10 protein-coding genes are annotated in these 12,100 nt (G+C 62.6%); 2 read left to right on the top strand and 8 right to left on the bottom strand.

The features are described from left to right. Positions 1 to 6: 6 nt before the first annotated feature. The 6 genes from BGO16_RS00750 to BGO16_RS00725 form a co-directional block, all read right to left on the bottom strand. Complete coding sequence (locus BGO16_RS00750; RefSeq protein ID WP_292616253.1) at positions 7 to 1,641, bottom strand: FMN-binding glutamate synthase family protein; 1,635 nt, start codon at positions 1,639 to 1,641, stop codon at positions 7 to 9. Positions 1,642 to 1,967: 326 nt separating this feature from the next. Next, a complete protein-coding gene (locus tag BGO16_RS00745; RefSeq protein ID WP_292616251.1) occupies positions 1,968 to 2,261 on the bottom strand; it encodes a hypothetical protein in 294 nt (97 codons plus the stop codon). A gap of 26 nt (positions 2,262 to 2,287) precedes the next feature. Further along, positions 2,288 to 3,529, bottom strand: a complete 1,242-nt coding sequence (locus BGO16_RS00740) for an MFS transporter (RefSeq protein ID WP_292616249.1) — start codon at positions 3,527 to 3,529, stop codon at positions 2,288 to 2,290. Between the two features lie 90 nt (positions 3,530 to 3,619). Beyond that, a complete protein-coding gene (locus tag BGO16_RS00735; RefSeq protein WP_292616322.1) occupies positions 3,620 to 4,087 on the bottom strand; it encodes a PRC-barrel domain-containing protein in 468 nt (155 codons plus the stop codon). Positions 4,088 to 4,190: 103 nt separating this feature from the next. Next, positions 4,191 to 6,419, bottom strand: a complete 2,229-nt coding sequence (locus BGO16_RS00730) for an amylo-alpha-1,6-glucosidase (RefSeq protein WP_292616247.1) — start codon at positions 6,417 to 6,419, stop codon at positions 4,191 to 4,193. Positions 6,420 to 6,481: 62 nt separating this feature from the next. Continuing rightward, positions 6,482 to 8,245, bottom strand: coding sequence for an ABC transporter ATP-binding protein (locus tag BGO16_RS00725; protein ID WP_292616245.1), 1,764 nt, complete (start codon positions 8,243 to 8,245; stop codon positions 6,482 to 6,484). 451 nt (positions 8,246 to 8,696) lie between these two features. Between BGO16_RS00725 and BGO16_RS00720 the strand changes: the two genes are divergently transcribed. Together BGO16_RS00720 and BGO16_RS00715 are read left to right on the top strand one after the other, a co-directional pair. Beyond that, positions 8,697 to 9,764 carry a glycosyltransferase family 4 protein gene (locus tag BGO16_RS00720; protein WP_292616244.1) on the top strand — a complete coding sequence of 356 codons (1,068 nt, stop codon included), beginning with the start codon at positions 8,697 to 8,699 and terminating at the stop codon, positions 9,762 to 9,764. Between the two features lie 144 nt (positions 9,765 to 9,908). Then, positions 9,909 to 10,142 (top strand): DUF3551 domain-containing protein, encoded by a 234-nt coding sequence (locus tag BGO16_RS00715; protein ID WP_292616242.1) that lies wholly within the window; start codon positions 9,909 to 9,911, stop codon positions 10,140 to 10,142. A gap of 177 nt (positions 10,143 to 10,319) precedes the next feature. Here BGO16_RS00715 and BGO16_RS00710 read toward each other — a convergent pair whose 3' ends face one another. Together BGO16_RS00710 and BGO16_RS00705 are read right to left on the bottom strand one after the other, a co-directional pair. After that, entirely contained in the window at positions 10,320 to 10,925 is a 606-nt protein-coding gene (locus tag BGO16_RS00710) for a hypothetical protein (RefSeq protein WP_292616240.1), read from the bottom strand. Between the two features lie 275 nt (positions 10,926 to 11,200). Next, positions 11,201 to 11,572 carry a DUF2794 domain-containing protein gene (locus tag BGO16_RS00705; protein ID WP_292616238.1) on the bottom strand — a complete coding sequence of 124 codons (372 nt, stop codon included), beginning with the start codon at positions 11,570 to 11,572 and terminating at the stop codon, positions 11,201 to 11,203. Positions 11,573 to 12,100: the final 528 nt, after the last annotated feature.

Raw genomic sequence — 12,100 nt, 5'->3', positions numbered from 1 at the left:
AGCTGCTCAACCACCCTTATCCGCCGGCGCGAACGAATCCGCCTGCGCCCGCGCCCAGGCGTCGCGGAAGCGCGGATCGGTGGTGCCGTCGAGCAGTTCCCCTTGCCGCAACGTTGGATAAAGCGCGTCGAATGATGCCACCTCGGTATTCGATACGCGCTGTGAGAAATGGATCGGGCGCAGCTCCCTCGGATGCTCCAGTCCCGCCGCGGCGATCAGCTCGGTGAGCGCGAGCAACGTGGCGCGATGATAGTTGTAGACCCGCTCGAGCTTGTGCGGCACCACCAATGCGCGGCTGCGCGACGGATCCTGCGTGGCGATTCCGGTCGGGCAGCGATCGGTGTGACAGTTCAGCGACTGAATGCAGCCAAGCGCGAACATGAAGCCGCGCGCCGAGTTGCACCAGTCTGCGCCGAGCGCCATGGCGCGCGCGACGTCGAATCCGGTTGCGATCTTGCCGGACGCGCCGATCTTGATCCGGTCACGTGCATTGATGCCGATCAGCGCATTATGGACGAAGTTGACGCCCTCGCGCATCGGCATGCCGAGGTGATCCATGAATTCCAGCGGCGCGGCGCCGGTGCCGCCCTCCTTGCCGTCGACGACGATGAAATCGGGATAGATTCCGGTTTGCAGCATCGCCTTGCAGATGGCGAGAAATTCCCATTTGTGCCCGATGCAGAGCTTGAACCCGACCGGCTTGCCACCCGACAGGCGCCGCATCTCGGCGATGAATTTCATCAGGCCGACCGGCGTCGAGAATGCCTTGTGACGGGACGGCGAAATACAGTCCTCTCCCATGCCGACGCCGCGAATGCTGGAAATCTCCTCGGAAACCTTGGCGGCCGGCAAGACACCGCCATGGCCGGGCTTGGCTCCCTGGCTGATCTTGAGCTCGACCATCTTAATCTGGTCGTCGGCCGCGACGCGCGCGAATTCGCGGGCATTGAAGCTGCCGTCAGGATTGCGGCAGCCGAAATAGCCGGAGCCGATCTCCCAGATCAGGTCGCCGCCAGCTTCGCGATGGTAACGACTGACGCCGCCCTCGCCGGTGTCGTGGGCGAAGTCACCCTTTTTGGCGCCGGCATTGAGCGCGCGCACCGCATTGGGACTGAGCGCGCCGAAGCTCATCGCGGATATGTTGAAGACCGAGGCCGAATAGGGCTTCGCGCAATCCGGTCCGCCGATGGTAATGCGGAACTTCTCCTCCGCATGCAGCGTCGGCGCCATCGAATGGTGCATCCATTCATAGCCTTCGCCATAGACCCTTTCCTGGGTGCCGAACGGACGCTTGTCGAGCATCATCTTGGCGCGCTGGTAGATCACGGAGCGCGTGTCCCGGCTGAACGGCATGCCGTCCTTTTCGCTCTCGAAGAAATACTGCCGCATCTCCGGGCGGATTTCTTCAAGCAGGAAACGGATGTGCGCCGAAATCGGATAGTTGCGCAGGATGGCGTGACTCTTTTGCAGGAGATCCCGGATCCCGAGCGCGGTCAGCGCCCCGAAGATCAGGATCGGAACAATGAGCACGTCGCGGATCCCGCGGTCCTCGATCCCGAGGCCAACCAGAAGCGCCGTGACCACCGCGCAGATCGTCAGGACGATGAAGCGCGGCGAAAAGGGAAGAAGCAACGTTGCCATGACTCCTCGCTGAACCAATCCCGTGCGAACCAACCCTTGCCGGCAAACGCGCTGCGCGCCGAAAGGACGACGACCGCGCAGAACCCCGCCGCCGCCCGCAAGGAGCGGCAGCGCAGACCCTTCGAGTCTCCCCGATATTACACGACATCTGCAGCGTTTGGACGCGCCGCCTTTCCCTGAGCCACCGTAACTCCTGTGCATAACCGGGAACGCAAAACCGCTGCGCAGGTTACCCAGCATTCGCATTGATCCGGGGATCGTGGCTTCCTTTTCGGTTTAGATCCTCGACGGCGCTTTGCTGACGAGCATTGAAGGCGGGCTGACATTCAGGACTTCAAAAACCCGATGGCATCATGGATATCGATTTCCTGAGACAACAGGCAGAACGCTGCCGCCGTCTTGCAAAAGGCACCGATTCGTTCACCGAAAAGCGCCTGCTCAAGCTCGCCGAAGAATACGAATTGCAGATCAAGGAATTCGAGAAAAGCAGTTCGGAACCCTGGCACCGTTAGGTGCCTTTTCGTTTTTGATGGATCGGAAGCGGGCGCCAGACTCGTCCGCTTATCTTTTTGTTTGAGCATGATCTTTTCCAAAAACCGGTTTTCACTTTTCGGGATCATGCTCGAAACGTGCGGGCTTACGACCCTCACCGCGGCAGTCCCGCAGGGCGGGTTTCAGGCATGAGGGTCCAGACCACCAGCAGGCCCGATAATGCGGCGGCGGCCAATCCCGTGAACGCGACGCCATGCCCGAAGTGATCGCTCATGGTACCGGCAACTACCGTGCTGAGTGACGCGCCTATTCCGGTGGCGGTGCCAATAACGCCCTGCGCGAGGTTGAAATGACCGGAGCCGAAGGCGACGTCTGCGACAATGAGCGGGATCATGACGCCGAAGACCGCGGCCGTGACGCCGTCCAGCACCTGCACCACAACCAGCAGCGACGGATCGTGGACCGTCGCAAACAAAAGCCCCCGAACAGCCAGCGCGACGAAGGCGATCATGAGCAGCGGGCGGCGCCCCCAGGCTTGCGCCTTGCGGCCGACGGATGGCGAGATCAAGGCGACGATCGCCTGCGGGACGATGATGCAGAGCGCGATCAGCGCCGGCGCGCCCTCGCTTGAACGTTCGGTCACGATGCCCGCCATCAACGGCAGCATCGCCGCATTGGCGAACTGGAGCAGGAAAACCGTACAGGCGAAAATGACCAGCGGCCTCTGATGCAGAAGATGGACGACGCTGGTCGCGTCGGGATCCGGCTCGACGCGCGCAATGGCTCCATGGGCCTGTTCCGGATCGATTTCCCGGTCGCGGATCCGCGCCAGCGCAAGCAGCGTCGCGCCCGCAAAGGCAAAGCTCACCACGAACACCGCCCGGCTCGACACCAGATAGCCGACGACGCCCATCACGCCCGCCGCCACGCCGTTGCCGAGCGAGGCGAAGCGCGCATTGCGTCCGAGCCTCTCGCCGATCGCTCGCGGCCCCACAAGGCCGAGGCTGATGGCGGCAATCACAGGGCCGAGCACGCAACTCGCCGCGGCATGCAGGATCGCCGCCAGCGCAATGACCGGAAAGATCGGCCAGGCCGCATAGGCGAGAGCGCTGACGCCGATCGTGGCGACGGCGAGCCCCGCAACCAGACGCTCCGAACGGGCGGCATCGATAATCGCGCCGCCCGGCATCTGACCGATCAGGCCGACAATCCCGCCGATCGACAGAATCAGCCCTATCTCGGACTGCGTCCACTTCTGCGTGGTGAGATAGACCGCGACGAAGGGACCGAATCCGGTTTGCACGTCGGCAAGAAAGAAAATGAACCAGTCGAGACCACGCTGGCTTTGTGCCGACGGATGAGGGTCCTGCCCGCCGGCCGGGGGCGGCGGATCCACATCTCCTACGCTCGCCCGCCGCTGGCGCACGCTATCCGGATCGGACGATCGTTGGGCCCGTCGCGCAAAACAGATTGCATACCTCCCTGATCAAGGACCCAGGTTGAGGGGCTGAAGAGTTCCCGACGCGCCCAGCACCACGACAGGCGCGCCTTCCTTGTATTCCGGCGCCGCCTTCACCTGGTCCTGCGTCAGTTCGAGGCTGATGCTGTCACTCGCGCCCTTCACCTTGCCGAAGCGAAGCGCATTCCAGTCGACCACGATCTTCCGGCTGCCGACCCCAAGGAAGCCGCCGAAATCGATCACGGCGGCGCGAACCGCGCCTGCCCGGTCCACGATCACATCGACGATCCGCCCCATGTCCTGACCGCTCGTGCTTCGCACCTCGCGTCCCAACACGCTATGGGCATCGGCCGGACCGATCACGGTGATCGATGGCGGCGGAGCGGTCGCCTTGTCCGAAGGCTTTGCGGCCGCCGGCGGACTTGCTGCTACCGGCGGACTTGCGGGGGCGGGACCGGCCTGCGGCTGAACCGCGTCGTCGGCCATCGCGTGCATGGCGGCGAGCACCAGGACGGCGATCGAAAGAACGGCTTTCGTCGAACCTGTTCGAGACATGAGTCCTCGCTGCCCAATTGAAATCGCGGCGCGCGAAAGCGGTTTAGCGCGTCAGAACGATCGACACCTGAATGTGGCCACGCGTGCGCAACACCTCGAGCGACACATCTTCATCATGACGGCGCAGGCGCAGATCGACACTGGATTCGCCAAGATGCAGCCCACGCAGGATGATCTCGTTCAGGAATGCCGGAAGCCGCGGGTTGCGCAGCCTGATCTCGTTCCGTGCGGCATCAAACTCCAGACCCAGCGCCGCTTCCAGCAGCGTGAAAGGGGTGGCGCTCGCCCATGCCTGCGGCGAACAGGCGACCGGATAGAGCGTCGGCCCGCGCCGTGGCTCGCGCCGGAAGCCGCAGAACAGTTCCGGCAACCGCCGCAGATCCATGTAGGTGGCCGCGTCGAACAATCCCTTGAAGACCTGTTCGACCGAATGCTTGAGGCCGTATCGCGCGAGTCCGAGCGCGATCAGCGCATTGTCGTGCGGCCAGATCGAGCCGTTGTGATAGGACATCGGGTTGTAACGCGCCTCCCCGGCGGCGACAGTGCGAATCCCCCAGCCGGTGAAGAGCTGCGACCGCATCAGGTCGGCGGCGACCATGCGCGCCCGCTCTTCCCGGACCATGCCGGTGAACAGCAACTGTCCGGCATTCGACGTCCGTACCTTGCAAGGCTGCTTCTTTCCGTCGAGCGCCAGCGCGTAGGTGCGCAGATCCGGCAGCCAGAACGCCTCCTCGAACCGGGACGCCAGACGTTCCGCGGCGCGTTCCAGTTCACGGGCGCGATCGGTCAGACCGAGCGCGCTTGCGCACCGCGCCGCCGACCGCTTGGCGGCAAAGACATAACCCTGCACCTCGGCCAGCGCGATATTGCCCTCCGCAAGCGTGCCGTCGGCATGGAATATCGCGTCGAACGAATCCTTCCAGCCCTGATTGGCAAGGCCCTGTTCGGACGCGCGGCGGTACTCGACGAAACCATCGCCGTCGGGATCGCCAGGCCCGTCGATCCAGCCCAGGGCCGCCTCGATCGCCGGCCATAGTCCTTCAAGGATCGACTCATCGCCCGTGCGCTCGACGTAGAGTCCCGCAAGCAGCACGAACAGCGGCGTCGAATCGACGCTGCCGTAGTATCGCTCGAACGGCACCTCGTGCAACGCGGCCATTTCTCCGCCGCGCATCTCGTGAAGAATCTTTCCCGGCTCCGCATCGGCGCTGGGATCGACCACCTGGGCCTGAAACGCCGCGAGCCTGTTGAGAACGCCGCGTGCGATGCCGGGATCGATCCACAACATCTGCAACGCCGTTATCAGTCCATCACGCCCGAACGTCGTCGAGTACCAGGGAATTCCGGCATAGGGATAGCGACCGTGCGGCGTCTGCGTCATCAGGATATTCAGATCGGCCATCGACTGGCATACGACCTCGTTGAAGATGTTGTTCGAGGTCTCGATATTCGTCGCGCCGGACCAGGCACGTCGCATTTCGCGGCGATGCGCCAGCAAGCTCCGATAAAACGGAGCGGGCGTCTCCGTCGCCGGCTTGTTGCAGGACACGGTGAGAAATATCGCAGCAGTCTGCTGCGCCGGCAGGTCGAGATGATAGATCGCGCTGTTGACGGACAGGCGCGTCGGGCGTGGCTCGAAATGCAGGCGCGAGGTGCGAACGACGTCGTCGAGACCGACATAGGACAGGACGACGGTCGATAGATCGGACAGTTCGCCGGTGCCGACGCCGCGGCGGGCCCGACGCTCGCCGCGCACTTCGAATAGATCCGCGAAATCGTTATCGAACAGCAGGGAGAGATCGAAGCTCGCGGTCTCCTCGCCGTGGTTCTGGATGCCGATCCGCTGATACGCGGTGCCGCGCCAGAGAAAAACCGTGCGCACGATATGGATCGTATCCTTGCGGAATACGATCCGGTTACCGTCGTAGATATCCGGGTTGGTCAGATCGACCGTCAGACCGGAATTATCGTTGCGCAGATTGGAGCCGAGCAGAAGCGGCTGCATGTCGTTGAGAACCATCTCGAGCCTGGCAAGATAGCGCGTATCAGTATTGAACAGACCGTCGGGTCCTCCCGCGGAGGCTCCGATATCACCGTGACTGTCGAGCACCACAAAGGTGTCGTCGTGCTTCAACGTGCGGCGCGGACGGGCCGAGGGGCCCGTCATCGGAATATAGAACGGCGACTCCTCCACCAGACCGTCTGGCGACGGCAGGAGCTTGATTTGAGCAGCCGTCTTGATTTGAGCAGCCGTGGCTTTGATTGCCGTCATTCTGACTCCCCCGGATTTATCGCCGCGCGGCCCCCGCCGACACCCGCCCCCAACCCGGCGTTTCAGGCCGCATGAACCGAGAGGCGGCTCATCTCCTTCGCGACCAACTGCCCGTAGTGTCCGTCCTTGCGCATCAAGCGGCCGGGCTGGCCGTCTTCGATGATCTTTCCGTCCCTGAGCACGACCACGCGATCGAAATCACGCAACGTCGAAAGCCGGTGCGCGATCGCGATCACGGTGCGGCCCCGCATTAGGCGACCGAGCGCCTCGCGGATGGCTTCCTCAGATTCACTGTCCAACGCCGCGGTCGCCTCGTCAAGCAGCAGGATCGGCGCATCCTTGAGGAAGGCGCGCGCGATGGCGATGCGCTGGCGCTGGCCGCCGGAGAGTTTCACGCCGCGATCGCCAACCATGGTCGCGAGCCCTTCGGGCAGGCTCTCGACGAAATCGCAACGCGCCGCGATCGCCGCGCGCAGCACCTCGTCGTCGGTCGCGGTCGGACGGCCGTAGCGGATGTTTTCGAGGATGGAGCGATGAAACAGGGAAATGTCCTGCGGCACCACGGAGATGGCGGCGCGCAGGCTCTGCTGCGTGACCCGTGAAATGTCCTGGCCGTCGATCGTGATGCTGCCGCGCTCGAGATCGTAGAATCGCTGCAACAGGGCGAACAGCGTCGACTTGCCGCCACCGGATTCGCCAACCAGTCCAACGCGCTGTCCGGGCTGAAGGCGGAGATTGAAACGCTCGAACACCGTCCCGCCGCCGGGATAGCGGAACGTCACGGCGTTGAACGCAACCGCCGCGCCATGTCCGCGCAGCGGCTCGGCTTCGGGATGATCGGTCAGCTCATGCGGAACCAGCAGCGTCGCGACCGCTTCGGACAGCCGCGCGACATGCTGGGTGATGTCGACAAGGGCAACGGCCAGATCGCGCGTCGCATGCAGAATCGACAGACCGAGCGTGCAGACCAGCACGACATCGCCGGTGGTGGCGCCGCCGCGTTGCCAGAGCGTGGTGGCCCATACCAGCAGCGAAATGGTCAGCGCGACGGTGATGGCGGCATGGGTGATCCTGAGCTTTTCGAGATAGCGAAGACTTCGCCCGCGCGCGCTCAACTCCCTGCCGACTGTGATGTCGAAACGGTCATGCTCGTGATGGATTCCGCAGAACGCCCGGACCAGCGGCATGTTGTTGACGACATCAACCATCTCGCCGTCAACCGCCGCGGCCTTGTCGGCGAAATCGTCATGCAGGGGTTTTCCCGCCGCCGCCATTCTGAACATCGCCGCAACCATGACGCCGGCGACAACCGTCAGCCCCGCCGCCATCGCCGGGCTGACGGTTCCGATCAACGCGATCGCGGCGACGGTCGCGATGCAGGGCGGCAGCACGTTCCAGACCAGCATGTTCTCCACGGTATACACGGCGTTCGATGTCGCCGTGATCCGGCTCGTCAGCATCCCCGGCATCCGGTCCGCGAAGTAGCTCGGCGCATGGCCGGTGAGATGCCGGAAAATATCGCGGCGCAGGTCGCCGGTGACGCCGACGAAGGTGAAACTCGCGACCCAGCCCGCGACCCGCCACAGAAAATTGTCGGCGGCGATCAGCGCGATAAGAAAGATAAGTGCCAGCCATACCGCGCCGCTACGCCCGGGCCCGTATGCCAGCGCATCGACCAGTGATTTGACGCCGTATTGCGTTCCCACCGAACATGTTACCGCCGCCACGACGCAAAAGAGAATTACGAGATGCGAGGCCGACCGCTGGCGGCAATAGCGCATCACGAAAGAGAAAGGCCGACCGCCGTATCCCGAAAAATCGTTCATGCGTTCCCACCGTGCCGCTTTGAAGTTGATTGAAGTTGACCGGATGGCGACGTCGCCTTGGATCCAGCCGCCCCACAAGACCCTCAGAAAAGCCGTCAATGCGCAGAAACTTCGTTGCATTGACCGCCTAGTGTGGAGGTTCGTTCGGAAGTTCGCTCCATCAGTCTTGGCTAATCCGTCAAAGCGAACTGAAACCAACCCGCACCGAATTCATAAAGTTGCTCGTGCCCCTTTGATTTCGAAGTTTGCGTCGGAGGTTGTGTGAAGGGCAGGCGAACTCCGGAATCGGAACACTTGCTTGTCTGAAAGGCCGTGATGGCATCAGCAAGACGACAATGTGGAAAGAATGTAGGGAACTGCGCTGACGCGAATGCGTTCCCGAAATGGCGATGCTGGCGCTGTCGAGGGCTTTCAATCTCATGAAAACGTGAATGTGATAGGAGACGATTAGATGCGCATTGCGCAGGTTGCTCCGTTGACGGAGGCTGTCCCGCCGAAACTGTATGGCGGCACTGAACGCGTGGTTTACTGGTTGACCGAGGAGCTTGTCGCCCTGGGTCACGACGTGACGCTTTTCGCCAGCGGCGATTCTCGCACCTCAGCTAGGCTCGATGCGACCTGGCCGAAAGCCCTGCGGCTCGACGGTGCCGTTCGGGATCCAAACGCCCTGCATACGGTGATGCTGGAACGGGTCCGCCGTAAATGCGACGATGAAGAGTTCGACATCCTTCATTTCCATCTCGACTACTATCCGTTCTCGCTGTTCTCGCGCCAGCCGACGCCGTTTCTTACGACGCTTCACGGACGCCTCGACCTTCCGGAGCACCAGCCGGTCTTCAACGCATTTTCATCAATTCCGGTGATTTCGATCTCCAACGCGCAACGCCGTCCGGTTCCGCAGGCCCGCTGGCTGCGCACGATCCATCACGGGCTTCCGAAAGATCTGCTGACGCCGCGCCCGGTCACGCCGGGCTATCTTGCCGTGCTCGGGCGCATCGCGCCGGAAAAAGGCGTCGACCGCGCGATCAAGATCGCCGTTCGCTGCGGCATCCCGCTCAAGATCGCCGCGAAAATCGACCGCGACGATCAGGACTATTTCGATGAAATCATCCGCCCGATGATGGACCATCCGCTCGTGGACTATATCGGCGAGATCAGCGACCGCGAGAAGTCCGATTTCCTCAGCGGCGCCGTCGGCCTGCTGCTGCCGATCAACTGGCCCGAACCATTCGGCCTCGTCATGATCGAGGCCATGGCGTGCGGAACGCCGGTCATCGCCTACAACCACGGCTCCGTTGCCGAGATTGTCGAGGACGGGCGGACCGGCTTCATCGTCGAGGACGAGATCAGCGCCGCCACAGCCGTCGACCGCCTAGCGACGCTCGACCGCAGGACCATCCGGGCCGAATTCGAGGCGCGCTTCACATCCCGCCGCATGGCGCTGGATTACCTTGATGCCTATCACGATCTGATCGAGGCGGCGGCCCCGAAGATCAAGCTGGTCAGCAGCGCGGAGTAGTCCCGCGTTCACCTTGCCGGCAAGCCGATCCCGGCCAAGTCAGCGACACGCCGAGTTGTTCGCCGCGTCAGTCGACGCCATGGCATCTGTCGATCTATGGAACATCCTCGTTTCCGGTTCGTTCATTCGCAAAGGAGACGCGAGATGCAGAATTTGCTTGGTGTGGCTTTATTGACCGCTTTCATCCTGACGATCGCCGCTGCTTCGCCGGCATCAGCTCGTGACTACAGATACTGCCTGCAAGGCAAGCAGTGGGGTTATCCGGGAAACTGCCAGTTCTCGACCTATCGGCAATGCATGGCCACGGCATCTGGAACCGATGCCTATTGCGGCATCAACCCCCGCGTTGCTTTTCGCGAGCGCGGATTTTATCGGTAAGCCGCATATCACCCGGCAAGCCGCGCCGTGACGGATCCTGGCGGTTACATCAGGCGCGACCACAATTCGAGGCTGATCCAACTTCGTTGAACCCGTCTCAGGGGGTCTTTTTGATTGAGCAGGATCTTGTCAAAAACCGGTTCCGGCCTCGCATCAGGCCCGGAGCAGGGTCATGCTCTAGCTGCGCTCATCCTTGCCGGAGGACGAGCCGAACAGGGCCCTTTTGAGGTCGCGCACGCCGGTTGACATGCGCGACCAGCTGCATGCCGAGAAAAGTTCCTTTTCGCAGCCAAGCATTTTCGGACGCGGACGCGGAAGCACGGCTATGCGCGCCTCGGCCGGTTTTGGCGCGGCCGCAGGCCTGACGCCGCCGGAAGGCGTCTTAGGGTCGGTTGCCGGCTTGGCAACAGCCGAAGCCGCCACCGTGGCCTGCTCGACCTGCTGGCGCTTCTGAAGAAATGCCGCCGCGATGATGCTGCGCCGCTGGTCCTTGAGAAAGGCGGCATACTGCTCATCGATGTGTTTCTGCTCTTCCGCGGTCGGGTTCGGCCCCGCGATGTCGAAATGCCTGTTCTGCATGAAGTCGAAATAGGTATAGCCGCCGCCGGGCTTGCGCCGGCCGGCGAACCGCGCCTCGCACGCCGTCAGCTGCTTGTCCTTGTCCTCGGGCGAGGTCGCGTTCTTTTGCGCGCTCGCAGCGCATTCCTCGAAATCAGCCGGGGCACGCGACCACCATCCCGCATCGGCGCGGGTTGAGATCAGCACCATTGCGCCGTAAGCCATTGCAAAACCGGCCAGAATTCTTCTCGCGCCAGCCACTGCCAACAAATTCGTCCACCTTCCTCGGATCACGTGATTCTCGGGAAATATCGCCGCTTTGTCACGCCCCGATCGCGGTTTATCCCGCATTTGCTCACAATGGATTCCCGAAAGCAGCCGCCGTTCAACCCGCCGCCGATCCCGGCGCGGGCGATCCCGCTGTTCGCATTTTCCAGATTTTCTGCAACAACCGCCCGCGATATGGCCACGGCACCCACTGGTCCACGGCCGGAGCCGCGTCAGACCAGCGCCAGCTTGCGGTCGATAACAAGCAGGACGCGGTCGAGTTCGTGACCGCGCCGAAGGATCAGTCCGCTGGCCGAAATCACGCTATAGGCGCCCTGCTTGCGCGTCAGCCGCGGATCTTTCTCGATACGGTAGATCGGAACCTCGGAGGCGCGGCGGAAGATCGAGAACACCGCCCGATCCTTGAGGAAATCGATCGCATAATCCCGCCACTCGCCGGCTGCGACCATGCGTCCATAAAGATTGAGGATGCGGTTGAGTTCGAGACGATTGAATGTCACGCGGCTGGGAACGGAAAGTGCGGCAGAGCCGCGTTCCGCCGCACGGGCCTCACCCGGATCAACCTCGTCCGATAGCGAACTCATCGGCGCCTCCTGTCAGGTCAACGACATGATCGCCCCGGATGGGCCTCACCGCAAGAGGCTTGCGGGTGCCTCCGACAGACCGAACTGGAACCGTCCCGCAAAGCCGCGCCGGAGCGACGGCCAGTCATCACCAGATCCGTGATCAAAAATCATAATGCAGCCCAATTTCCGTCAAGCAACCGCCCCGCTGGATTGAGAAACAAACAGCTCTGCGATGGCCCGATTCTTTCGGCACCGGATCCTCAGCCCCCAGCCCCCCGGAGTTGTCAGGATCGGGCCTCATCGCAGGGGACGACAGCCTCACCCTACGGCTTGAGACGACATTGGAATCGAGACGAGATCGGACCGGCGAAAGCTGGTCTTTTATTTTGCGTATTTTTGCGCCAGCGCTCCGTCTTACAAAAATCGTCCCTGACGCCGACGCCCGATCACGCGGAATCAGAAGCGGGGCTCTATGATTTTAATTTGACGCGTTTTCTGGACGCGAACCGGTACCCACTTCGCTCGAAAGCGCTATCGGGCAGACTT

The sequence above is a fragment of the Nitrobacter sp. 62-23 genome, from assembly GCF_001897285.1.
In the GTDB taxonomy this organism is placed as follows: Bacteria; Pseudomonadota; Alphaproteobacteria; order Rhizobiales; family Xanthobacteraceae; genus Nitrobacter.
This window is presented reverse-complemented; position numbering and strand designations above follow the sequence as displayed.

Coding starts and splice junctions, on each gene's coding strand:
- BGO16_RS00750 (WP_292616253.1), bottom strand. CDS start 1,641: ATGGCAACGTTGCTTCTTCCCTTTTCGCCGCGCTTCATCGTCCTGACG.
- BGO16_RS00745 (WP_292616251.1), bottom strand. CDS start 2,261: ATGATCCCGAAAAGTGAAAACCGGTTTTTGGAAAAGATCATGCTCAAA.
- BGO16_RS00735 (WP_292616322.1), bottom strand. CDS start 4,087: ATGCACGCGATGGCCGACGACGCGGTTCAGCCGCAGGCCGGTCCCGCC.
- BGO16_RS00730 (WP_292616247.1), bottom strand. CDS start 6,419: ATGACGGCAATCAAAGCCACGGCTGCTCAAATCAAGACGGCTGCTCAA.
- BGO16_RS00725 (WP_292616245.1), bottom strand. CDS start 8,245: ATGAACGATTTTTCGGGATACGGCGGTCGGCCTTTCTCTTTCGTGATG.
- BGO16_RS00720 (WP_292616244.1), top strand. CDS start 8,697: ATGCGCATTGCGCAGGTTGCTCCGTTGACGGAGGCTGTCCCGCCGAAA.
- BGO16_RS00715 (WP_292616242.1), top strand. CDS start 9,909: ATGCAGAATTTGCTTGGTGTGGCTTTATTGACCGCTTTCATCCTGACG.
- BGO16_RS00710 (WP_292616240.1), bottom strand. CDS start 10,925: ATGGCTTACGGCGCAATGGTGCTGATCTCAACCCGCGCCGATGCGGGA.
- BGO16_RS00705 (WP_292616238.1), bottom strand. CDS start 11,572: ATGAGTTCGCTATCGGACGAGGTTGATCCGGGTGAGGCCCGTGCGGCG.